Annotated in this window: 22 protein-coding genes, 2 pseudogenes and 1 other annotated feature; of the genes and pseudogenes, 5 read left to right on the forward strand and 19 right to left on the reverse strand. The window is 58.7% G+C overall.

Annotation, left to right across the window (positions count from 1 at the left end; genetic code table 11):
- Window positions 1-33 precede the first annotated feature (33 nt).
- The 6 genes from ACFOMH_RS19695 to ACFOMH_RS19720 all read right to left on the reverse strand — a co-directional run bounded on the left by ACFOMH_RS19695 (window position 34) and on the right by ACFOMH_RS19720 (window position 5,871).
- The gene (locus tag ACFOMH_RS19695; protein WP_377746602.1) at window positions 34-285 is read right to left on the reverse strand and encodes a hypothetical protein; all 252 of its coding nucleotides are present in this window, start codon (window positions 283-285) and stop codon (window positions 34-36) included.
- Window positions 282-854, reverse strand: coding sequence for a hypothetical protein (locus ACFOMH_RS19700; protein WP_377746603.1), 573 nt, complete (start codon window positions 852-854; stop codon window positions 282-284). Before ACFOMH_RS19700 ends, ACFOMH_RS19695 begins: the two co-directional genes overlap by 4 nt.
- A gap of 381 nt (window positions 855-1,235) precedes the next feature.
- Window positions 1,236-1,868, reverse strand: coding sequence for a tyrosine-type recombinase/integrase (locus tag ACFOMH_RS19705; RefSeq protein WP_377746605.1), 633 nt, complete (start codon window positions 1,866-1,868; stop codon window positions 1,236-1,238).
- A 319-nt stretch (window positions 1,869-2,187) separates the two neighbouring features.
- On the reverse strand, window positions 2,188-2,994 hold the full coding sequence (locus tag ACFOMH_RS19710) for a hypothetical protein (protein ID WP_377746606.1): 807 nt from the start codon (window positions 2,992-2,994) through the stop codon (window positions 2,188-2,190).
- Between the two features lie 143 nt (window positions 2,995-3,137).
- Window positions 3,138-4,808, reverse strand: a complete 1,671-nt coding sequence (locus ACFOMH_RS19715) for an ATP-binding protein (RefSeq protein WP_377746607.1) — start codon at window positions 4,806-4,808, stop codon at window positions 3,138-3,140.
- Window positions 4,777-5,871 carry a DNA cytosine methyltransferase gene (locus ACFOMH_RS19720; protein ID WP_377746609.1) on the reverse strand — a complete coding sequence of 365 codons (1,095 nt, stop codon included), beginning with the start codon at window positions 5,869-5,871 and terminating at the stop codon, window positions 4,777-4,779. The genes ACFOMH_RS19715 and ACFOMH_RS19720 overlap by 32 nt, the downstream gene beginning before the upstream one ends.
- Before the next feature lie 180 nt (window positions 5,872-6,051).
- Here ACFOMH_RS19720 and ACFOMH_RS19725 point away from each other — a divergent pair, with 180 nt between their 5' ends.
- The gene (locus tag ACFOMH_RS19725) at window positions 6,052-6,444 is read left to right on the forward strand and encodes a hypothetical protein (RefSeq protein WP_377746611.1); all 393 of its coding nucleotides are present in this window, start codon (window positions 6,052-6,054) and stop codon (window positions 6,442-6,444) included.
- 490 nt (window positions 6,445-6,934) lie between these two features.
- Here ACFOMH_RS19725 and ACFOMH_RS19730 read toward each other — a convergent pair whose 3' ends face one another.
- From ACFOMH_RS19730 to ACFOMH_RS19780, 11 genes and pseudogenes are all read right to left on the reverse strand, one after another.
- Window positions 6,935-7,888, reverse strand: a complete 954-nt coding sequence (locus tag ACFOMH_RS19730; RefSeq protein WP_377746613.1) for a hypothetical protein — start codon at window positions 7,886-7,888, stop codon at window positions 6,935-6,937.
- Window positions 7,889-8,300: 412 nt separating this feature from the next.
- Window positions 8,301-8,834, reverse strand: coding sequence for a universal stress protein (locus tag ACFOMH_RS19735; protein WP_377746615.1), 534 nt, complete (start codon window positions 8,832-8,834; stop codon window positions 8,301-8,303).
- An 11-nt stretch (window positions 8,835-8,845) separates the two neighbouring features.
- Entirely contained in the window at window positions 8,846-10,342 is a 1,497-nt protein-coding gene (locus ACFOMH_RS19740; protein ID WP_377746617.1) for a SulP family inorganic anion transporter, read from the reverse strand.
- Between the two features lie 74 nt (window positions 10,343-10,416).
- Window positions 10,417-10,472, reverse strand: a sequence feature (sul1 is cis-regulatory element that is thought to sense ions involved in sulfur or methionine metabolism; They are found in Alphaproteobacteria).
- A 124-nt stretch (window positions 10,473-10,596) separates the two neighbouring features.
- Window positions 10,597-11,787, reverse strand: a complete 1,191-nt coding sequence (locus ACFOMH_RS19745) for an MFS transporter (protein WP_377746619.1) — start codon at window positions 11,785-11,787, stop codon at window positions 10,597-10,599.
- Window positions 11,784-12,128 carry an ArsR/SmtB family transcription factor gene (locus ACFOMH_RS19750; RefSeq protein WP_377746620.1) on the reverse strand — a complete coding sequence of 115 codons (345 nt, stop codon included), beginning with the start codon at window positions 12,126-12,128 and terminating at the stop codon, window positions 11,784-11,786. Before ACFOMH_RS19750 ends, ACFOMH_RS19745 begins: the two co-directional genes overlap by 4 nt.
- A 16-nt stretch (window positions 12,129-12,144) precedes the next feature.
- A pseudogene (gene arsH / locus ACFOMH_RS19755) lies at window positions 12,145-12,774 on the reverse strand (arsenical resistance protein ArsH); the annotation flags it as partial.
- 4 nt (window positions 12,775-12,778) lie between these two features.
- Window positions 12,779-12,946 (reverse strand): annotated as a pseudogene (locus ACFOMH_RS19760) (arsenical-resistance protein); the annotation flags it as partial.
- The gene (gene arsJ, locus ACFOMH_RS19765; RefSeq protein WP_377746621.1) at window positions 12,943-14,220 is read right to left on the reverse strand and encodes an organoarsenical effux MFS transporter ArsJ; all 1,278 of its coding nucleotides are present in this window, start codon (window positions 14,218-14,220) and stop codon (window positions 12,943-12,945) included. The pseudogene ACFOMH_RS19760 and the gene arsJ, both read right to left, overlap by 4 nt.
- Complete coding sequence (locus ACFOMH_RS19770) at window positions 14,217-15,215, reverse strand: ArsJ-associated glyceraldehyde-3-phosphate dehydrogenase (protein WP_377746622.1); 999 nt, start codon at window positions 15,213-15,215, stop codon at window positions 14,217-14,219. The genes arsJ and ACFOMH_RS19770 overlap by 4 nt, the downstream gene beginning before the upstream one ends.
- A complete protein-coding gene (locus ACFOMH_RS19775; RefSeq protein ID WP_088233789.1) occupies window positions 15,212-16,045 on the reverse strand; it encodes an arsenate reductase/protein-tyrosine-phosphatase family protein in 834 nt (277 codons plus the stop codon). Before ACFOMH_RS19775 ends, ACFOMH_RS19770 begins: the two co-directional genes overlap by 4 nt.
- Window positions 16,046-16,377: 332 nt before the next feature.
- Window positions 16,378-16,908 carry a tyrosine-type recombinase/integrase gene (locus ACFOMH_RS19780; protein WP_377746624.1) on the reverse strand — a complete coding sequence of 177 codons (531 nt, stop codon included), beginning with the start codon at window positions 16,906-16,908 and terminating at the stop codon, window positions 16,378-16,380.
- 34 nt (window positions 16,909-16,942) lie between these two features.
- Between ACFOMH_RS19780 and tnpA the strand changes: the two genes are divergently transcribed.
- From tnpA to ACFOMH_RS19795, 3 genes are read left to right on the forward strand one after another with little or no spacing between them, the layout of a single operon-like run.
- The gene (gene tnpA / locus ACFOMH_RS19785; protein WP_255471222.1) at window positions 16,943-17,368 is read left to right on the forward strand and encodes an IS66-like element accessory protein TnpA; all 426 of its coding nucleotides are present in this window, start codon (window positions 16,943-16,945) and stop codon (window positions 17,366-17,368) included.
- Between the two features lie 26 nt (window positions 17,369-17,394).
- Window positions 17,395-17,718, forward strand: coding sequence for an IS66 family insertion sequence element accessory protein TnpB (gene tnpB / locus ACFOMH_RS19790; RefSeq protein WP_377746625.1), 324 nt, complete (start codon window positions 17,395-17,397; stop codon window positions 17,716-17,718).
- 54 nt (window positions 17,719-17,772) lie between these two features.
- Window positions 17,773-18,369 carry an IS66 family transposase gene (locus ACFOMH_RS19795; protein ID WP_377746627.1) on the forward strand — a complete coding sequence of 199 codons (597 nt, stop codon included), beginning with the start codon at window positions 17,773-17,775 and terminating at the stop codon, window positions 18,367-18,369.
- 129 nt (window positions 18,370-18,498) lie between these two features.
- On the opposite strand, the gene ACFOMH_RS19800 is transcribed toward ACFOMH_RS19795, so the two are convergent.
- Window positions 18,499-19,338 carry a delta-class carbonic anhydrase gene (locus ACFOMH_RS19800; RefSeq protein WP_377746629.1) on the reverse strand — a complete coding sequence of 280 codons (840 nt, stop codon included), beginning with the start codon at window positions 19,336-19,338 and terminating at the stop codon, window positions 18,499-18,501.
- A gap of 207 nt (window positions 19,339-19,545) precedes the next feature.
- On the opposite strand from ACFOMH_RS19800, the gene ACFOMH_RS19805 reads away from it, so the two are divergent.
- Window positions 19,546-20,241, forward strand: a complete 696-nt coding sequence (locus ACFOMH_RS19805) for an ADP-ribosylglycohydrolase family protein (RefSeq protein ID WP_377746631.1) — start codon at window positions 19,546-19,548, stop codon at window positions 20,239-20,241.
- A 205-nt stretch (window positions 20,242-20,446) separates the two neighbouring features.
- Here ACFOMH_RS19805 and ACFOMH_RS19810 read toward each other — a convergent pair whose 3' ends face one another.
- Window positions 20,447-20,578, reverse strand: coding sequence for a hypothetical protein (locus ACFOMH_RS19810; protein ID WP_377746633.1), 132 nt, complete (start codon window positions 20,576-20,578; stop codon window positions 20,447-20,449).
- Window positions 20,579-21,180: the final 602 nt, after the last annotated feature.

Genomic DNA, 21,180 nt, shown 5'->3' on the forward strand with positions numbered 1-21,180 from the left:
TGCAGACTCCATGGAGAAACTCCGTCCCAACAATCATCGCGGTCCAATGAACCGATCAGAATGCCGCGCGGAAGGTGGGGGGCAGAGAACGCTTACGCCGCAACCGGCCAGGTCGACGATGAGATCGACATCATTTGTCAGTCTCACGTCTTCCAGCGTGATCGGATCGGTGATGAAGAGTGCCGTCGTACATCCGCCGACAAACACAAGGCGATCGCGCAGATCGTCCCCGATGGCCTCGGCCACGGTTTCGAGCATGTAGAGAAGCTGCCCCTGGACGGTCATTTGTTCAGGATCCTTTGCTTGAGCCGCTCGACGGCAAGATTGGATTCACGCTGCTTGCCAAGTCTGATGGCGTCGACCAGTGCGAGATATTCGTACAGGCGCTCGTCCTTCTGGACGGCCTCGGGGACAGATTTGAACAGCGGTTCAATCGAAAGTCCGCGCACTCGACCCTCCGCATAAGCCCATACATAGATGTCTTGGCCGACACTTATGAGTTGACCTTCGAGCATCGGCGCAGAGAATCCAGTTGGAACGCCGCGCTCGGGCGCGCTGGGTTTCGCGGGAAAGACAAATTTCAGACCGTTGGCGATAAACTCGCACAGGTCACGACGATTTGGCTTCACTCGCCGATAGCTACGATCCCTTATGGCCAGGCCGGACTCTAGGCTACGGTTGAGCGAAGCGCTGACTTCTGTCTTGCTGATGCCAAGAGAATTGCCCAGACCACGGACCGAGTAAGGCTCTTCGCGACCTGAGGACCAGTCGGGGCTATCTAGAAGATCGGAATCCTCCTGATTTTGCAGGCTCACAAGCTTGAGCAAAATGACAATATCTTGACTTTTCATCATCTTATACGACTCATCCTCCGTCCTCCGTCCTCCGTCCTCGGACCAAGGACACATAGCCACACGAGAGACATCCTGTCAAATTGCAAGTCCACAACGCTGTTGCAGGTATCGGTGAGAGGGCCTCTGAAGCGTTCCGGGTTTGCTGGCAACTGTATTCAGGGTGGCTGAACTTCCCGGAAGTAGGTGCCGTCCGCGACCATGCTGGCATCGTCCGGAACAACATCAACGATCGCTCTGTCCCGCATCGCTATCATCCTGGCAGGGTGTTTGCTGCGCAGCAAGATTAAGGGCAGCTTCCGGGAATGCAGCAAAAGCAGCATATGTCGGTGCCGACCAGCGGCAAAGGGCCGGCAGGCGGAAAACCCGCCGACCGGCTTATCGCTACAAGTCTATCCCCTCAGACAACGTCAGCGCGTCATCAAGGTCGACGCCGAGATATCGGACAGTGCTGTCCATCTTCGTGTGACCGAGCAATAGCTGAACGGCCCGCAGGTTGCCGGTCTTCTTGTAGATCTGCGCAACCTTCGTTCGGCGCATCGAGTGGGTCCCGTAAGCGCTTGGCTCAAGCCCTATCGATGTCACCCAGTCACGCAGGATGCGGGCGTACTGCCGCGTCGACAGATGCACGCTGTGGTGCAAGCGACTGGGCCAAAGATATTCCAGCCCGAGCATCTCGGGATCAGCGATCCAGCGCTCGAGGGATTGTCTTGTGGTTTCAGTGATCTCGAAACGAACAGGCTTACCCGTCTTGCTCTGGGTGACTGAGGTGCGCTCCTTCACCCGCCCTGCCGCAAAGACGTCGCGGACTTTCAGGCAAACAAGGTCGCATCCACGAAGTTTGCTGTCGATGGCCATATTGAACAGCGCAAGATCACGCCGGTTGTCCGCCATCTCAAGGCGCACACGGATGGACCAGACATGCTTTGGCAGCAGGGGACGCTTTTGGCCGATGAGGCGCCCCTTGTTCCAGGCGGGGTGGTCAGGTCGCAGGGCGGGCAGAAAATCGATGGACATGGCGATACCTCCTGCCCCCAAGCCCACCCTGACTTCGGATGATCCGAAAGGCGCTATAGTAACATGGAAACATGAGTCGGTCCGTCCCATTCGTGGGCGGAAAGCGGACCGACGGTACTCCGGCATGGCTGTCGCGGCACGCCGGCGAAGCGGCCATTCATGCGCGTCGCAGCGAATGTTATTAAGGGTGGAAGGCTGAAACCCACAATGGGACCAACGACGCTTCAGGCTCTAGTGGTCCGCGGGCCGTTGAAGAAGGTGGGGCGGTGGATTTGGACGGATGAGCAGCCGTGACTGGGCACAGAATGTGTGTTCCCAGCTAGTCTCTCGGGATCATGACACGCTCACGATCTCGCGGAAGGTGCTTACGGACCATTGCTGCAATGTCAGACCTGCCTTGGCCATCGAGAGAACTAGCAATCGCGGAAAGGATACCTTCGCTTCCTGCCGATTTCAGGGCTGCCACGAAGGCCTCTACTATGCCTTCAGCTTCGGCAGGCGACATTGCTGCTAGGTCGGAGAAACTGCGCGCCAAGAGTTCGGCGTCTCGCAACTGGCGCGGCGGCTGGCGCGGTGCTTCTACCACTCTCGATACGGCAACCCTGTCAGAATCCAGAGCCTCACCTTCGATGAGTTGCTGGTCATGACACCTGCGAACTTGGGCAGGTGTCATCTTGAGTGAGAACCCTTCGGTCCCTGCTTTGTGATCAGCATTGTAACTAACTTCTATGCCCGCGCCCTTCTCAGCGGCTAACTTGGTCAATCTAGAAAGAGATTTTGCGAGCAATTGACCCGTAAAGATCGGTTGCGGATTGAGGCTCTGGCTCTTTGAAAAGAGGCCCCTAAGCGCACCGGCGAACTTCGCCATATTGCTAGCCGCTTTAATTAGATCGGCTGCCTGGCCACAAATCGCACCAGCTGCAATCAAAATATCTGAGACAGAAAACCACGAAGAACCAACCTCATACCTAACTAGCATCAATCGACTACGGGTAAGCTTTTTGTAATCCGCACCGAAGTCTTTAAGTAGCGCGGCGAACTCAGCGGCATCGAGCGAACCTGCTCCGGTAATTCCAACCACAAGAGTAGTTTCGTTACTTGAAATCTTGATATCATCGGTAGTCATTAAGGCCCGCCATTAAGCTATGTGATGACATGAAGACATTTCTGTTCCATGCCGCGCTGTGTAAGGGGGTTGAACTGGGACTGGAGACCTCCTGAAAGGTACTTAAATGACAACCCGCCGCCGAATCCACTGGGTGTAGAGAGCTACGGTTGAGCAAGAAGGTTTCGCACCCTTGCCTTTATGTTCTGAAACGTCAAATTGAGGTGTGTTTGAGCTGTTGTGCTTAGTAGCCCAGTATGACCAACAGCATTCCGCGCCGGTTTGTATGAGGTGGCATCTAGCCATAGGGAAGGACCGACACCTTGTTTGAAGCCCTCCGCCATAATAGCTAGGCCGTCCATATCGATATAGTACAGGTCGTGGTCAGCTCGGCGAATATCAAAACTGATGTTCGCTTTTGCCTTGTTATCTACTTCTCTCTGCTTCCACTCTGTCGCCGCCTTAACAGCTGGAGCAGTTAGAGGAATAGCTTTTTCTACTAGATAGTTACGCACCAAATTTTCAGACAAGAAGCAGTCAACGTATGCTTGCAGGTTAAACTGGGCGTCATTCTGTAAGTCATCAAGCCAACCATCTACTTTATCTTTGTTTGGCGCCGCATCCTCAAGCTTAAACTCATCTTTGGCAGCAGAGTAAAGGTCGCGGGCCTTTCGCTCTTTCTTGGTTTTCCTCTCATTCTCATCATCACCTTCAAGATTTCGATCGAGACGAAGCTTGTCCCATTCATCAATGATCTGAGGTAGCAGAGTGCGTTTGAGGTAGTCCATCAGGGCTTGGAACTGAAGGTCGTCTTCTACCACTCCCTCACGGCTGCTCGTGAAGGGATCAGTCCCCTCCCTGTCCATGATGTCGAAGTGAATTTGGCCGTAAAGGTAGCTCTCGACAATTCGCTGGGTTGGTATGTGGCGTAGGATGTTCTTTTCACGGATGCGACCGTTGACGACTAGGTCAACTGTCGCGCGCTCTTCTGTTCCGGTAATCTTGAGGTGTCGCGGCTTCTCCACGGTGGCTAGGAAGCCCCGGACGCCAAGCGCGGTCGTCTTAGGGACTGCGGCGGACTTCAGTTTCGTCAGTGTGGCAACGTAGCTATCGGTGTAGCCGTTCACGACCCATAGAAACTCGGTCGCTCCGGCTAGGTCAGCCAAGTCAGCTTCGCTAACCTCAGTCCCGTCAACGAATATTTTGAACGCCTTATCGTGTAGAGAGAACTTGAAGCTCATCGCGAGCATCTTGCGGATGTGCGCCGGAGAGTTTCTCAATTTCTCTTTCATCCCATCAAAAACGATGATGGTGCCGTGCTCGTGCCCATCTTGGAGCGCCTTGATGCGGCTGAAATCTGGCTGCTCAAGCGGATACTGATCGGCTGTGTTGTCGCTCTTGATTGCCTTATCAAGCTCGGCGTTGTCGATGACGCCCCCGACGTAGCCTGTCCCGGCAGTCCTAGAGTAGATGGAAACTCGGTTGGCGCACGATAGTAGTGCAAGCTTACCGATTCCCTTTGCGCCGATAAACGGTCGCCCCCCTTCGGTCGCCTTCTTCCCATCTTTACGCTTAGAGTAACCGATCTTCAGGAATTTATTCTGGAAGTCCTCGGCGGTCATACCCAAGCCATCGTCCTTGATGGAGAAGGTGTTGCCCTCCTTGTCGACGTCGATCCAGACGTTTTTGGCTTCGGCATCCCAAGAGTTTGAAACCGCTTCCGCGATCACGGTAATGAAATTGCGATACAGGTTACGCCCGAGGTGGTTTAGGACGCTGAGCGAAATCTCGAACTGGAAAGGCTTAGGTGCACCGTCCGACAAGGTCATCTCCATGTTTACTTGACAAAATCAGCTTACCGATCGCCTCCGCGAGGGAGACAGGCACCGCGTTGCCGATCCAACGTCCTACCTCGGAGAAGGAGATTTTCTGCCCTGGTGGCAGGAAAGAATAGCTCTGAGGGAAGGTTTGCAGAAGAGCGGCCTCACGGAGGGAAATTGCTCGATCCTGCACGGGGTGCCCAAAGCGGCCATTACCGAAACCGTAGCACTGGGTTGTCATCGTCGGGGATGGTTCGTCCCACTGCATACGTGCGTATACCCCAGAGTAGGTGCTTCCAGAGTCCCGCTGGTGGCATTTGGCCCGCAGTTCGAATGGCCAGTCCCGCCACGTACCACCAGGCTTTGAAGACTTGATCCGCTCCAGGTTGGTCACGGATAGGGATGCCGCAATATGCAGTGGATCGCGCGGATCGGCTTCTCCAGCTTCAATTGGTGGAAGTGACTGGATCGCATCTCGAACTGACAGCGGCTGGTCGTGCGTAGGGACAAGATCCGATAGAGGTCGCTCTCTTGAAGCAATTAGAACCAAGCGACGCCGTTTCTGTGGAACACCAAACTCTTCGCAGCGAACCACGGTCCACTGTATATGCTTATAGCCTGCTGCTTTCAATGTAGCCACAAAGTCAGAAAACACACTACCATTTTTATACTTAAGGAGAGCCGGAACATTCTCCATTGTCACAAAATCGGATTGAACTTCGGCAGCTAAGCGAGCAAATGCTTCTACTAGCTCCCACCGTGGATCCGCCTCGTATCTATGCTTGTAAGTAGAGAACGGCTGGCAAGGAGCACACCCAGCAAGGACAGACGGAACATTGCCACTGAAATGGCTCTTAATTTCTTCAGACGTGAGCTTGGCCACATCGCGGGCGTAAAAGGTGGCACCGTTGTTCTTTTCGTATGCGTACTGGCAGTTCCGATCGACATCATAACCAGCTTTGATAGTTAAACCTGCCCGCATCAAACCATGGCTCAAGGCACCAACACCGCAGAACAGATCAACTACTTCTCCGACTGGTGGACTAGGCTCATCCATAGAAATATCTCTGTTTTTCATTCGGTTGCATCATAACATTGGAAAGAGAGCACAGTGCAAGAGTCTTGCCCCAACACCGGACGAATTTTTGCTGGGGACAACTCTGCCGCCACACCCTATACCCCCTTGCCGACTTGTTAACGGACGCGAAATTTTCATGGTACGTGCTATCGCGGCGGGAGGCCACTATGAACTATGAACATGATCGCGGAGCTGTCTCCCGCCGAGTGGCTGGACGAGACCGAGAAGAAGATCGCGGGCGTGAGGGCGCTGACGCAGCTGGTCGACGGTCCGACGCCAGGGCAACCCGACCCCGTCACCAACCCCAGGGCGTGGATACACACAGACTTCCATACCTTCCGGATGGGGATGCAGGACAATGACCCATCCCTTCCGCGCCTCGCCCGCATTGAGCAGGATTTCGTCGCCGCCATCGGCGCGCTGAACTTCGGGGGCCAGATGCGGCAGCTGCGCCAAGCGATGAACGCGACGCAGTTGTTCCACTTCACCCACCGTAGTGGCGTCATGGAGCACCAGAACGCCCTGTGCGTCTCGTCGCACTTCTTAAGCGAGCTTTGGGGCGAGGGAGAGTAAGAAGCCTGCAAGCAGCAGCTCTGTCTCGTATCGTACCATATCCACTCATGTATTGCTGCGGCCCCCATCAAGCGTCCGCTTCGGACAATGGCGCTAGCAGCATCCCGGTCCGCTGATCGACCGCTACGGGCCGTCCGTTCTATCGGGGAGTTGAATCGACCATCTGCGACCGCCTCTCTCTGCCCCAAGCATACTTATCGGAGCGCTGTACGGACCTTCCGGGACCGTCTTGTCGCCGGATTGCCAAACTTGAGGTGCGGTAGCCGGTTTGCATGCATTCGCCCAAGATCCGCTCTGTAACGCATCGCTACTATCATGGATCGGATTCCGCTACGGTGCTAGCTCAGCGGCAGCTGTCACCGTCTGGACGAGGCTTTGGAGACCGTCGGCCATAACGGAGCGGCGTCGAGCAACATCCCAAGGGCTGAGGTTCTATCCCGAGCATTAAGATCTCGGCCAAGTCGCGGGGAACTCGCCCAAGCGTGGAAACTTACCGCTTGCGCGGCAGGCGTCCACGCTTGGGCGACCCGGGCCATATCCCTAGCAGCATCGCAAGGCGGGTGCGGAGGTCTCCGCCAAGCCGGTGCCTCTGGTCAAAATAGAGCGCGGTCCAGGACGTCGGGAAGTCAGCGATGGTCAATCCGTCCTCGCCGACAGTCGAAAAATTAAAGCCATTGCCATCAAGGTGCCAGAGCAGAGCTGGCAGACGCTCGTCTGCAGGGGCGGCGGTCGGTGACAACTCGGTCCACTCATCGTAGATATCAGAAAGCCGCTCATCCGTAACAATCCGTTCCCCCTCACATGCCATGCACATCAACGTCAGCAGCATGAATGCGTGATCACCTTCCATTGAGGACGCCTTGTTCCGCGCGGCTTCAAGCAGGGGATCGGATTTGCAGAGGATCTGCGTTACGAAGGTGGAAATCCATGTGTCATCGAGTTCGAAAAAGGTCAGCGCCTGACGCGGGCGGACGATGCGCACCTTATCGAACTGCTTGAGTTCCGAGCAGATGACGCGGATTTGCCTCGCATGGGCGATCTCATCGGTGCACAGAAGGACGTAATAATAGTCGACATCGACATTGGCGACGGCAGTTGCCAGCTGTGCCTTGAGCCGCATGACGAAGTCCGGATCGCGCTTCGTCTTCCAGCCTACGATCTCCTTATGGCTTTTGACCTGTAACCCGATGCGATGGTCGCCGTCCTGATGATAGCGCAATTGTACGTCGACGCCATCGTCCCGCATCCCTTGGATATCCTGCACATCGGTACGGTGGCTTTTGTAGGTGCCGAGCATCGCCTCGACCCGATCGCGGAAGCCCGGGCACAGATGCTCGTCGTGCCGCAGTTCCTCGAACCGCTTCGTATCTGCGGTGCTGACGCCTTCCAGGCTGACGAGCTCGGACAGCATCTCCAGCGGAGACAGTTCGTGTGTGATAAACATGGATTGGCACCTCCGCATCGACTGGTAGTAAACGAAGAGCGTTCGAAAGGAAGTAGGCGATATGGTGGGCCAACGAAGGATTAAGTTAACGACTTGAGTTGCCAAGGAAGAAGGGAGCCGACGCGGGCCGCAGCTACGACCTTCGCCACAACGTCTTCGAACGGCGGCTTTGGCGAACGCCGCCATGCAGCACGGTTCGACAATGAAAGGCAGCTCTGGGCCGGGCGTGCCATGTCGCTCTGCCAGGATGGTCACACGGCCTGCCGCACCGCCGCATGACCGCATCGAGCCCTAAGCGGTCGATCATATTCCGTCGGTAACGGAGTTAACGCTGCAGGGCAGGAAGACACCACGGGAAGTCATCGCCGCCGGACGGATCAGTCAGATTGGGCCATCGCCCTCCTTCAAACTATCAACCGCACGAATGTATGGCTCCATACGCCAGCAGGACCTTCGAGATCGGGCGAAATTCTCGAGACGCGACGAACACCGGGACTTTGGAAGTCCGCACGATGCGTTCAAGGTTTGACCCGAGGTGACCAGAGGCGAAATCGGCACCTTCGCCACGCTTGCCAATGGTGATGGCGCGGATGTCGCCTTCGAGTTCGCGTACCGCATTCAGAAGGTCACCCTTCCGGAGACGCAGGTTCACGACAGGAACGCCGTCCTTTTCAAGGATCTGTTTTGCATCCTCGAGCAGGGCGTGACCTTTGGCTTGGGCAACTTTCGCGCGCTGCGCATCCAGCTCGGCGAGCTCTTTCAGAAGCTCGCTGCGCGCACCAAGTTTCAGCGCTCCGGAAAGATCGGTGGAAGTGGCTCCTTCGCGCCGTCCCAAGACGTGCATCGCTTCGACGCCTGCGCCGAGCTTTTGCGCGATCCATGCCGTATGATGACAGACGCTCTCGGAGTAAGCCGAACCGTCGAGAAGAGTGAGTATCTTGTCCATAGTATCCTCCCTCAATGCCCCATCAACTTTTCCATCGCCCCAGGCTTGTCGTGGATGGCGAGCTTGTCGACTAACGTCTCGGACGCGGCATTCATGCCAATTACCTCGACGTCTGCGCCTTCACGGCGAAACTTGAGAATGGCCATGTCGAGGGCCTGGACCGAACTGATGTCCCAGATATGAGCGCGACTGACGTCGATCACTACGCGCTCTGGCGCTTCGCCGAAGTCGAATGCGTTGGCGAAATCTTCGGTCGAGCCGTAGAAAAGCTGTCCCTCCAGAACATAGGTCCTGACTCGCCCATCCTCCGAAAGGGTCGATGAGATACGGAAGAGTTGCGCGATTTTGCCCGCAAAGAAGATTCCCGAAAGCAGCACGCCAACCAAAACGCCGATCGCCAGGTTGTGCGTGTAAACCACCGTCGCCACGGTCGCGAGCATGACGATCGAAGAAGAGCGCGGATGCACCGTCAAAGCTTTGATGGAAGACCATGAGAAGGTTCCGATCGAGACCATGATCATGATGGCGACCAGCGCGGGCATCGGGATGCGGGCGACGAGGTCTCCAAGCCCCACCACAAGGATCAACAGCACGACGCCGGCCGTGAACGCCGAGAGACGTCCACGGCTTCCGGACTTCACGTTGATGATCGATTGGCCGATCATTGCCCAGCCAGCCATCCCGCCAATGAAACCGGTGCAGGTGTTCGCGATGCCCTGACCAATGCACTCCTGGTTTCGGTTCGATTTGGTGTCCGTCAGGTCATCGACGATGTTCTGGGTCATCAGACTTTCCAGCAGCCCCACAATCGCGACAGCTGCGGAATAGGGGAAAATGACCACAAGCGTTTCAAAGGTCAGAGGTATGTTCGGGATCAGAAATACTGGCAGCGTGTCCGGGAGCGCGCCCATGTCGCCCACGGTTCGCACGTCCCAGCCCATGGCAACCACCAAGGCTGTCAGAACGACGATAGTGACCAACGGAGATGGAACCGCTTTTGTCAGGCGCGGGAAAAGATAGATGATCGCGAGCCCTGCGGCCACAAGCGCGTAGGTCAACCAGGTGACACCCTCGTTGGCGGGGTTCAGCTCGGGGAGCTGGGCCATGAAGATCAGGATTGCCAGAGCATTCACGAACCCGGTCATGACTGATTTGGAGACGTAGCGCATGAAGCGCCCAAGCTTCAGGAGCCCGGCTCCGGTTTGCAGAAGTCCGGCAAGCACCGTCGCGGCCTGAAGATATTCCAGCCCGTGGTCACGGACCAAGGTTACCATGAGCACTGCCGTGGCGGCTGTTGCAGCTGAAATCATGCCGGGCCGACCACCAGTGAAGGCGATGAGCACTGCGATGGAGAAGGAGGCGTAGAGACCAACCTTGGGATCCACACCTGCTATGATAGAGAACGCGATCGCCTCAGGGATCAGCGCCAACGCGACGACGATGCCCGCGAGCACGTCGCCGCGGATGTTACCGAACCATTGCTGTCGGTATTCAGAAATAGAGATCATAAATTAGTCCAAGACCCTGGGCCGGGGCGTCCTTTGAAAGACGGTCCGACAGTACAGTTTGGGCTTATCTAAGGGGTTATCCGGCGGATCAGCGGCCGGAAGAGCCACCCGGGCTTTCACCGGGTCCTTACGCTATTACAGGTCTTAGAAACGGTTTTTAGGGAGAACTCAAGAGCCAAGGTTTTCCTGCGCCGCGATCCGGCAGGATCGTGGCGCGCGTGATGTTGAAATTGGCACCTCGAACATTGGGCTCACTACGGGAATTCTGCGCTGCGCCGCTCCCGCATCAAGTCTACATGGATCAACAACGCCATCGCGAAAGGGAGGACGGCAGTCGCGGCAAGCAGGACCATCGTCGCTTCGGAGCCGACCTTGTCAATGAGCAATGCCCCAAGCGTCGGGGCGGCGGCGCCAGCCAACAACATAGGGCGAGCCAAGCGTCGCATTAGAGCGGCATATTGGTCCGGACCGTAGAGCGCGAGCGGAAGAGCGCCGCGCGCGATGGACCAAAGGCCATTTCCGGCCCCGTATGCAACGAGAGCGGCGGCAGCTGGAAATCCCATCTGTAGGCCCAGGAAACCGACGAACACGAGCGCAGTCGCCGCGATCATCGTCCATATCGGATGATGTCGACCCCCGCCCATCATTTCAATAACGCGGGCACCGACTTGGGATGGCCCGATCAAAGTACCGACCGCGATCGCTGCAGCCGTGGTGTAGCCCCCGGCGGTCAGGATCGTCACCATGTGAATGGACCAGATGGTCGCAAGAAGAGTCAGCGTGACGCCTGCGACGACGATACAGAGGAACCTGATATCGGCGCGGCGAACGCCAACTTCCGATCGGCGCACTGGTTCATGCATCGTTGCTGAGTGCGTGGCGGAAGCATGCGGCAAGGCCCACCAGCAAAGGGGCAGCGTTCCGAAGATGTGGATGCCAGCATAGAGCAGACAGGTTGTGCGCCAGCCGATGCTTTCGACCAGCCAAGCCGAAAGCGGCCAGCACACGGTACTGGCAAAGCCGCCCCAGAGGGTCAGTTGCGTGATCGCGGATCGCGCATCACGTCCATAGGCGGCCCCCAGGACGGAGAAGGCGGCGTCGTAGAGCCCGGCAGCCATCCCGCAACCGAGGACGCTCCAAGCGAGCAGGTAGACCCATGGGGCGTGCGCCATGCTGAGAAGGAACAGACCAATGGCCATGAAGGCCATCCCGAGGCAGAGGGTCTTTCTGCCACCGCTCCGGCCGATCCAGCGGCCGATTTTCGGTGCCGTCAGACCTGACATGAGCAAGGCAACCGATACACCGGCGGAAATCATGGCATGGCCCCAGCCGGTATCGTCTGCGATCGCACCGGCCAGCGGTGCCAGCAGGTAATAGCTGCTGCCCCATGCGAAGATCTGGACGATCCCGAGCGATGACACGACTTTTGCGCGTGACAGCGTCATTTGCCTGACGCGGCCTCATCCGCGCAGCACTCGTCGACCAAAAAGCCCACCAACGCCTTCATCGCCGGATATTCGGCGTGGCAATGGAGCGTGTTGCCGCTGCGCTCTTGGCGGATCAAACCGACGTCGAGCAGCTTTTTCAGGTGATGCGACAGGGTCGATGCCGGAAGCCCAAGAGTGTCTTGCACCCGACCGACTGGAGCGCCGCTTTCACCGTCGCGCACGAGTGTCCGGTAGATGCGCAGACGCGTCGCGTTGCCGAGGGCGTCGAGTTGGCGGGAAGCTGTTTCGATATTCATGGAAATAGATGCGCGCCAAGTCTTGCGGGCGTCAACATCCATTTCCATTTCCGTCGAATTAGATCGTCTTGAGGTTCACCCGCGCCGACAGTTCGGCATGGCTTTCCTTCCGCTCGGAATAGCGGTCGACCAGATGATCGCGGATGTCGCGCGTCAGAAGGGTGAACTTCACCAGCTCCTCCATCACGTCCACGATCCGGTCGTAATAGGGCGAGGGTTTCATCCGCCCGCCTTCCTCGAATTCATTCCACGCCTTGGCAACCGAGGACTGGTTCGGGATGGTCAGCAAGCGCATCCAGCGCCCGAGAATGCGCAGCTGGTTGACCGTATTGAAGCTCTGCGATCCACCAGAGACCTGCATCACCGCCAGCGTCTTGCCCTGCGTCGGGCGCACGGAACCGAGCGAGAGCGGTATCCAGTCGATCTGCGCCTTCATGATACCGGTCATGGCCCCGTGGCGTTCGGGCGAGGACCAGACCATGCCTTCGCACCACTGCACCAGATCGCGCAGCTCGGCCACCTTGGGGTGATCGGCTTCGACACTGTCAGGCAGCGGCAGATCACGGGGATCGAAGGACCGCACCTCAGCCCCGAGGCGTTCGAGAGTGCGCGCCGCCTCTTCGGCTGCAAGACGCGAGAAGCTGCGCTCGCGCAGCGATCCATAGAGCATCAGGATGCGCGGTGGGTGGGTGCAGCGGGTAGACCATGGCCCAGATCAGCACGGCCACTACAAGGTTCACGCTCGCGACTACGGTCGCCGCAATGGCCTGCACAAGCCAGGGTGCGACTTGGCCGATCAGGACACCGGCAATCATCGCGAGCCCGACCCAGACGGTCAGGTAGCGTTCGAAAATACTCATGCAGACACCTCGTTCGTCTGATCGGTCAGGCGTCCCGAGGTCACGGCCGCCAGGACGACCATGACCGCCGCCGTGCCCATGACGAGGGTCAACCCGCCGATCTGGTAAGTCAGGCCGGACAGGAGCGTGCCGATCAGACGACCACCCGCATTGGCCATGTAGTAAAAGCCTACATCCATCGTGACCCGTTCAGATTTCGAGAAGGCGAGGATCAGGTAGGAGTGGAGCGAGGAATTCACGGCAAACAGCGCGCCGAAAGCCAGCAGACCCAGGACCAGCGTCACCGTCAGCCAGGTCTGCGGCGCAGGCGAAAACGCAACGGCCACCGTCAACGCGGCTGGCACGACGAAGAGCGCAAGAGCCCAGCTCCGAGCCGCACGGATCAGCTCGCCCTCCGGGCGGCTCGCCGCGCGCAGGATCTTCGGTGCGCTGGCCTGCACCATCCCGTAGAGGATGACCCAGACCGCCATGAAGGTGCCGATCATGAAGAAGGCAGCGCGGTTGCCACCCTCGGTGCCGTCCGAGAGCACCGCATAGAAGTAGATCGGGATGCCCACGACGAACCAGACGTCGCGCGCCCCGAACAGGAACACCCGCGCCGCCGACAGCCAGTTGACGTTGGCCGATTTCGAGAAGACCTCGGAAAACTTGGTGCCCTTCCTGCCCTTGGGCAGGCCCGAAGGCATGAACAGCACGACCGCGACGAGGATCACCCCCAGGACGATGGCCATGCCCAGCACGGCCCAGTCGAAGCCAAGCACCGCCAGCAGCGCCGCGCCAAGCAGGAAGCCCAGCCCCTTCACTGCGTTCTTCGAGCCGGTCAGTACCGCGACCCAGCGAAACAGTCCGCCATCGCCCGAAGGAGCCAGCAGTTTCACCGCCGATTTCGAGGACATCTTGGCGAGGTCCTTCGCCACGCCTGAAAGACCCTGGACGCACATGACGAAGGCGACCGAAGCCGCGATGCTCCAGCCCGGATCGGGCTGCGCAAGCGCAAGCAGCGCGACCACCTGCAACCCGAGTCCAGCATAGAGCGTCGAGGTCAGCCCGAACCGCAGAGCGATCCAGCCTGCCGCGAGGTTGGTGATCATCCCTGCGACTTCGTAAAGAATGAACAGGTAGGCCAGCTGCACCGGGCTGAAGCCCAGCGTGTGGAAATGCAGCAGCACCAGCATCCTGAGCGCGCCATCGGTCAGCATGAAGGCCCAATAGGCGGCCGTGACGGCGACGTAGGCGGACAGACCCTCGGGACGGGCCGGGGCGGGATGGCTCACAGTGAGTCCCCGACCATCAGCGCGACGTCGACCAGCCGGTTGGCATAGCCCCATTCGTTGTCGTACCAGGCGTAGATCTTCAGCTGCGTGCCATTGATCACCATCGTCGATGGCGCGTCTATAATCGAGGAGCGCGGATCATTGGTGTAATCGGTCGAGACAAGCGGACGCGTCTCGTAGCCGAGGATGCCTTTCAGCGGGCCATTGGCCGCAGCCTCGAAGGCGGCGTTGACCTCTTCCGCCGTGACAGCACGCTCCAGCTCGAAGACGCAGTCGGTCAGCGAGGCATTGAGCAGCGGCACGCGCACCGCATGGCCGTTCAGACGACCCTTCAATTCCGGATAGATCAAGGTGATCGCCGTGGCCGAGCCGGTCGTCGTCGGGATCAGCGAATTCAGCGCAGACCGCGCCCGACGCAGGTCCTTTGCCGGGCGGTCGACGATGGTCTGGGTGTTGGTCACGTCATGGATCGTGGTGATCGAGCCATGCTTGATGCCGAAAGTCTCGTGAACCACCTTCACCACCGGCGCGAGGCAGTTGGTCGTGCAGGAAGCCGCGGTGACGATCCGGTGCTGGGCAGGATCATATGTCTCGTTGTTGACGCCGTAGACGATGTTGGCCGCATTGCCGTCCTTCACCGGGGCGGAGACCACGACCTTCTTCACGCCCGCCTCGAAATAGGGGGCGATCTTGGCCTCGGTCTTGAAGACGCCGGTGCAGTCGATCACCACATCGACACCGTCCAGCGGCAGATCGGCAATCGCGCGTGCGCCAATGAACGGCAGGCGTGTGCCATTGATCGTGACGCTTTCGGCGTCATGCGAGAACGCGGCATCCCAGCGTCCGTGGACCGTATCGAACTCCAGAAGATGCGCGTGTATCTCCGGATCACCCACAGCGTCGTTGATCCAGGCGATCTTGGCGCCGCTATCGAGGAGAGGCTTGACGGCGAGCTTGCCCATGCGACCGAGGCCATTCAGTGCGTAGGTGGTCATGCCAGTGTCTCGGGGCTGGCGCGGCCGATGTCGTCCACGGCTTTTTGCAATGCAATGCGGTCCAGGGTCTCGATCGGTAGGGCGACAAAGGCTTCGATCCGGTGCTTGAGCGCCCCGTAAGCCTGTTGGAAGGCCAGCGCTTTTTCAGCATTGGTTCCTTCGACTTTGACCGGGTCCGGCATACCCCAATGGCCACTTACTGGCTGCCCCTCCCAAGCGGGGCATTCCTCGTTTGCCGCCTGATCGCAAACCGTGAAGACGAAGTCGAACTGCGGCGCATCGGGGCGAGCAAACTCGGACACGTCCTTCGAGCGCAGTACGGAAACGTCATGCCCCTTGTCCTGCAAGACCTGCACCGCGAAGGGATTGAGTTGGGTCCCCGGTCGAGTTCCTGCGGAATACGCAATGAACCTGTCGCCAGCGGCACTGCGCAGGAGTGACTCGGCGAAGATGGACCGCGCGGAGTTGCCCACGCAGATGAAGAGGACGTTGTATTTGCGGCCAGACATGGGGGTGGTTCCTGTGCTGAAAGGCATGCAGATATCGGGACGGCCACGGCAGCAATCGCTGAACAGGTATCCGAACAGCCGTTGCACCGTGGTCATGTTGATCGCGTAGAGAAGCGACGTGCCTGCCCGTTGTTGTTCCACCAGCTGGTCCCGCGTCAGTGCGGACAGATAGGTGGACATCGTGCTCGCCTTGACGCCAAGCGTGGAGGCGATCTCCCCGGCCGGAACACGGTCAGGGTATCGGCGCATCAGCAGCCGGAAGATCGCCAACCGCTGCGGATGGCCGAGGGTGGACAGTTGGTCGGGAATCTCTTTTTCCATATTTCATGGAATAATAAAATATAAAAGATCTGCCAAGTGAAAGTTCTGTGACACGGCGATGAAGAAGGTGCCAGGGCTTGAGCTTGTTCCGGTCCGGCAACCCTCCTGCATCGACAAAGTGTACCCCTCAGCGCCGTAGCAGCGCGAGTTGGAGACGAGGCAGACCGGCTTTTCCAGTTATAGCGAATGTCCGGAAGGTCCGCATAGCAGACTTTGCCTGCGCGATCTCGCTGCGCCAGGCACGAACGTCCGGTCTGGGGAAGCTGCACCGCAGCGCCAGTCAGAGACCGACTGGCAGCTTTGGGCCGCCCTTGTCAAGGCGACCCCTCGCTTCAGATTTCTACGGCTACAGCGATTGCGAGCGCGTCTTCCAGTTCGACGCCGAGATATCGCACCGTGCTGTCCATCTTGGTGTGACCGAGCAACAATTGCACGGCGCGGAGATTGCCGGTCTTGCGGTAGATCTGCGCGACCTTGGTCCGGCGCATCGTATGGGTGCCATAGGAAGTCGGCTCCAACCCTATCGATGTGACCCAATCGCGGACCAGCCGGGCATACTGACGGGTCGAGATGTGCAGCCTCTCGTGGAAGCGGCCCGGCCACAGATGTTCCGATCCGATCATCAGCGGGTTATCGAGCCAGGCCACAATCGATTTGCGCGTTCCCTCGGTGATCTCGAAGCGAACCGGTTTCCGGGTCTTGCTCTGGATGATCGAGGCCCGCTCCTTGACCTGGCCGGCCGCGTAAACATCAGCAACCTTGAGCCTCACGAGATCACAGCCCCGCAATTTGCTGTCGATGGCGAGGTTGAACGTAAGCGGTGCGCCAGCCCCGTGGTTTCGGCCTGATGCTGTATCGGGCATGCCGTCCTGCAACTGAGTTTGCGGGAGGCTTGCCGTGGAGCACCAAAACGAGCACCGGATGGAGGTGCGTGGGTCGAAGGGAGTTTCGCGGATCGAGATCCTTGATGGTCCGACCGGGCGGCGGCGATGGCCGGATGATCTCAAGGCGCGGATTGTGGCCGAGAGTTTTCAGCCTGGCGCGCGGGTCTGCGATGTTGCGGCGAAGTATGGGTTGATTGCCCGGCACCTTTCGGGATGGCGTGGTCAGGCGCGCAAAGGGGAACTGGTGGTGCCGGTCGATGTGGCCCCGACCTTCGTGCCGCTGGTGATCGAGCCATTGGCTGATGCTGCTGCGGCTGCCGCGTCGGCCGATACGGGCGTGATCAGGGTCGAGATCTGTGGGGCCGTTCTGCATGTGATGCCGGATTGCAGTCCAGACCGCGCGGCGGCCTTGGCGGCGGCGCTGAGGAAGGTGCTGTGATCTTTCCGGATCAGGCCGTCCGGATCGTGATTGCAACCAAGCCTGTGGACTTCCGCAAGGGACATGACGGGCTGGCGGCCATGGCGCATGCCGAGCTGGGTTTTGCGCCCAGGGCTGGGGTGATGGTTGTCTTCAGGTCCAAACGTGGCGACAGGATCAAGGTTCTGTTCTGGGACGGCAGTGGGATCGTGATGATCTACAAGCGGCTGGAACAGGGCGGCTTTGCCTGGCCAAAGGTTGGCGACGGGGTCATGCGGCTGTCGCGGGTGCAGTTCGAGGCGCTGTTTGCAGGGCTTGACTGGCGCCGCATCCATGCGCCCAGACCGACGCATCCCCCCGCGACAGAATGACTCGGATCGCCTTGCAAATATGGGCAATCGTGGGGGCACGCGGTATAAATCGCCATGTCTGCACCCGCCGAGCTCCCCTTTGATCTGGACAGCCTTCCGCCCGCCGTGCGTGAGGCGTTTGCGGCCATGCAGGCCAAGGTCGCAGGGCTTGAGGCGCAGACCGAACGTCAGGATTACCTCATCGCCGAGCTGCGCCATGCGCTTTATGGCAAGCGGTCCGAGCAACTGCTGCCCCCCGATGCGCGTCAACTGGCTTTTGAGGATCTGGAAACGGTGGTCGCCGAAGCCGAGGCCGCGCGGGATGCGCTGGTCGAACGCAACGCCGATGGCAAGACAAGACGCCTCGCGGCCAATCGCAACCTTGGCCATCTGCCAGACCACCTGCCGCGCATCGAGCACCTGAGACCGCCCGCCCGCGGCCCAAGCCGGATGGTTACGATCAAAAGCACGGCGACTGCCGCGAGTCTGTGGGCCACGGGCGCGATCGGAACAGCGGTCGGCTTGGGGGCTTACGATGTCGGGGCCGTGATCGCGCTCATGACGGTGGTTTCCTTGGTGGCTCTGCCGCGCCTCAAGCCCGAAACAGCTCCAGATCGGAAAGATCACACTCCCGCCCCAGATAAGGAAAATGTGCAAAACGGCGAGCAGTAAACGTCTGGGTTTTGCCAGACGCCTGCTGCCTGATTCTTGATTATGGGCCGACTTAACCGAGCATTCAGACCATGCGGATCAACTGCGATGAACTCGCGAGCGCATCCGCAGCCCTGAGTGTTGAGCCTGTTACTCGATTGGTGCAAGCAGTTCCGGCGCAGTTACCAGTTCACGCACGGCATGCGCCTCGGTTTCAGCAAAAACCAATTTGCCCTCGCTCCACCGTTGCAGCGAGCCTATATCCAGCTTCGCGCATGCCGGTCGAACGCTCCACGTCGCGGCCAGAGGCGAGCAAATCTGGTGTGAGTAGGCCTCTCCGGTCGTTGAACCCGCGAACACGACGGGATCACCGGTTTCGGTTGGCAGGCTCTTTGCCTGGTGCCGGCCGTCAACAATGTTTCCCTCATATGCAAAATCGGTGAAATCCAGCGCTTTCGAGTCGTTCACGACCAGAAAGACCTGAGCTTCGACACGCAGTTCCGGGTTCGTGCAGGCGGTGCTGGCGCAGGCTGCAAGGCCCGGACCCGGCGCCACGTCACAGGATGTATAAACCCAATGCACTTCGACCGTGTCACCGGGCTTGACGTTCTCGAACACCTCCACTTCTTCGGCAGATTCTTCAAGTTCGGCTGGGGTCAGGGTGGATGCTTCGTTGCAAACATACCCGTCACGCGCATCGCTGCTTTTCGCGACGCTGAAGCCCGGTCCTTTGTGCTCAGCGCCGAGATGGGCGTGGATGTTGCAGAGGTTCATCTCGGACGCATCGGGCGCAAGCGTGAACAGCGGCTGGTTCAGCCCGTCGGTTTGCGAGATGTCCCGGGGCGTCTGCGGCCCGTAGCCGGCACACAGTTCCTGGGCTAGTGCGGGTGCGGACAACGCCAAAAGCGCCAACGCTCCCATCGAGGTCATGGATAATGCTTGCAACGCTGCTACTCCCGAAGTGTCGGCTATCTGGCCAACGATGCTCAAGTGGTCATGCGCCATAGGTATGGCGGGAAACTGAACCCGGTCAGCTTGGACTGAACACGGTACACGATTCGGACTCAAACTCCGAACGCGCCCTTTGTCCAGCTGTGGGCGCCTTTCTCGGCTCATGCGGATGAGAACCCTCCGCGCCAGCCGCCAAATAATTACAGCACAAATCGGCCAACTAGTGCGAGCGGTTAGAGGTTTTCGATGCCCATTTCTGAGCACCTGATTTTCAGCTGCCTGTTGGGTGGCGCCATCGGAGATGCTTTGGGGGCGGAAATCGAATTCTGGTCACTGCCCCGGATTCGGGAGCACTTCCCTGATGGCTTGCAGAACCTTCCCCCGCATGCCGGCATGATCGGTTCGATCACCGATGATACGCAAATGACCCTTTTTACGGCAGAAGGGCTGATCCGGGCGGCTATCCGTCAAGAGATGCGTGGAATCTGCCATCCCGCCGGGGTCATCCACCATGCCTTGCTGCGCTGGCTGGCGACACAAGGTGTGGCCGCAGGCATGGATGTTGGAGATGTCGGGTTGATCCGGGATCGGCGCCTCCACGCCCGAAGGGCTCCGGGGAATACCTGCCTGTCTGCTCTGAGTGCGGCCCGGCAGTTTGGTGATGCCGCGCGAAACAATTCCAAAGGGTGCGGCACGATCATGCGGGTGGCACCGATTGCATTCGTCGCTCGGGGCCGTGTTCGTGATCTGGCAATGGCAACATCGGCACTCACGCATGGTCATGCGACCGGACAGGAGGCGGCCTCGGCCTGGGCATTGATCCTGGCAGATCTGGCGCAGGGTCTGGACCTAGAGCTTGCAGCCCGCAAGCAGGAGAACACTTTCGGCCCCGAAACGGCACGCGCTCTAGAAATTGCGTATTCCAAGCTAATTCGTCACTGAGTCCATCGGTTCTTCAGCATGCCGTCCACTCGGGCTGGCCATGTTGAGCGAAGCGAAGGCGGGAAGCGCGGAGACCTCAAATATCGCAGCGATTCCCGCCTTCGCGGTTGTCGCACGATTGACCAGTCGGGCGGAAAGCTGACTGAAGACGGCGCGGCGTGGCAATCGCGGCGAAGTTGCACGCAGGTGGTTCGGTCCGGCAGACTCAGCCGCGAAGCTCGTAATCCAGCCAGAAGGCCTTCTTTTTGACACCGGCGGCAAGAGTTTCTGAAACACCAAATTCTTTTTGGTTGCCATTGAGGAGTTCCTCGTAGCAGACCGTCGCTGCGATAAGCATGAACTGGCATCCGCACCAGTGTGGAAGTTGGATCTGCTTGTTATGCACTCACCGCATACCTCTGTGCGCCAAATATATTCATCAGGATAGCGCGTAGTCTGGAACGTAAGGTTCTTCACCCCCTTCGAACGCATACCGATATACATCGTTAAAGAAGCGTCGGGCTGTGGCTTCATCTTTTGCGTTACAAGCCGTAGAGCGGCGAAACCGTTCCATCCCAAGAGCATCGAGCCGCAGGCAGGTTTCAAACTCTTCTCGCAAGGCCTCCCTTTCGGCTGACGTAAACTTATCTAGATAGGCTCCGACCTCGTCACTAAGCGAAACATTCGCATTAAAAAGCATAAGCAAAGTAGTCAGATCAGATGAGATTGCAGAAGGCGTCATGACTGGCCTCATGGATCAGGATACAGAGTTACAAGTTGGGGTGTGCCAGAAGCATTTTTCCGGAACACCCCTATGATCTTGGTGTTGGGCCCGAATATCGTTGGATTCCCGGCGGTATCATAGGTGATTTATCGAGCACTGCAGGCAGAGGTTAGCGACCTACTCAACACATCGAACATACCCGTTTTACTACACGCCGTTGGCGGAGTTGGGAAAAC

The organism is Paracoccus mangrovi (genome assembly GCF_042648425.1).
GTDB lineage: Bacteria > Pseudomonadota > Alphaproteobacteria > Rhodobacterales > Rhodobacteraceae > Paracoccus > Paracoccus mangrovi.

Excerpts from the sequence above, each read along its gene's own strand:
- ACFOMH_RS19695 (WP_377746602.1), bottom strand. The coding sequence starts at position 285 with ATGACCGTCCAGGGGCAGCTTCTCTACATGCTCGAAACCGTGGCCGAG.
- ACFOMH_RS19700 (WP_377746603.1), bottom strand. The coding sequence starts at position 854 with ATGATGAAAAGTCAAGATATTGTCATTTTGCTCAAGCTTGTGAGCCTG.
- ACFOMH_RS19705 (WP_377746605.1), bottom strand. The coding sequence starts at position 1,868 with ATGTCCATCGATTTTCTGCCCGCCCTGCGACCTGACCACCCCGCCTGG.
- ACFOMH_RS19710 (WP_377746606.1), bottom strand. The coding sequence starts at position 2,994 with ATGACTACCGATGATATCAAGATTTCAAGTAACGAAACTACTCTTGTG.
- ACFOMH_RS19715 (WP_377746607.1), bottom strand. The coding sequence starts at position 4,808 with ATGGAGATGACCTTGTCGGACGGTGCACCTAAGCCTTTCCAGTTCGAG.
- ACFOMH_RS19720 (WP_377746609.1), bottom strand. The coding sequence starts at position 5,871 with ATGAAAAACAGAGATATTTCTATGGATGAGCCTAGTCCACCAGTCGGA.
- ACFOMH_RS19725 (WP_377746611.1), top strand. The coding sequence starts at position 6,052 with ATGATCGCGGAGCTGTCTCCCGCCGAGTGGCTGGACGAGACCGAGAAG.
- ACFOMH_RS19730 (WP_377746613.1), bottom strand. The coding sequence starts at position 7,888 with ATGTTTATCACACACGAACTGTCTCCGCTGGAGATGCTGTCCGAGCTC.
- ACFOMH_RS19735 (WP_377746615.1), bottom strand. The coding sequence starts at position 8,834 with ATGGACAAGATACTCACTCTTCTCGACGGTTCGGCTTACTCCGAGAGC.
- ACFOMH_RS19740 (WP_377746617.1), bottom strand. The coding sequence starts at position 10,342 with ATGATCTCTATTTCTGAATACCGACAGCAATGGTTCGGTAACATCCGC.
- ACFOMH_RS19745 (WP_377746619.1), bottom strand. The coding sequence starts at position 11,787 with ATGACGCTGTCACGCGCAAAAGTCGTGTCATCGCTCGGGATCGTCCAG.
- ACFOMH_RS19750 (WP_377746620.1), bottom strand. The coding sequence starts at position 12,128 with ATGGATGTTGACGCCCGCAAGACTTGGCGCGCATCTATTTCCATGAAT.
- ACFOMH_RS19770 (WP_377746622.1), bottom strand. The coding sequence starts at position 15,215 with ATGACCACCTACGCACTGAATGGCCTCGGTCGCATGGGCAAGCTCGCC.
- ACFOMH_RS19775 (WP_088233789.1), bottom strand. The coding sequence starts at position 16,045 with ATGGAAAAAGAGATTCCCGACCAACTGTCCACCCTCGGCCATCCGCAG.
- ACFOMH_RS19780 (WP_377746624.1), bottom strand. The coding sequence starts at position 16,908 with ATGCCCGATACAGCATCAGGCCGAAACCACGGGGCTGGCGCACCGCTT.
- ACFOMH_RS19795 (WP_377746627.1), top strand. The coding sequence starts at position 17,773 with ATGTCTGCACCCGCCGAGCTCCCCTTTGATCTGGACAGCCTTCCGCCC.
- ACFOMH_RS19805 (WP_377746631.1), top strand. The coding sequence starts at position 19,546 with ATGCCCATTTCTGAGCACCTGATTTTCAGCTGCCTGTTGGGTGGCGCC.
- ACFOMH_RS19810 (WP_377746633.1), bottom strand. The coding sequence starts at position 20,578 with ATGCTTATCGCAGCGACGGTCTGCTACGAGGAACTCCTCAATGGCAAC.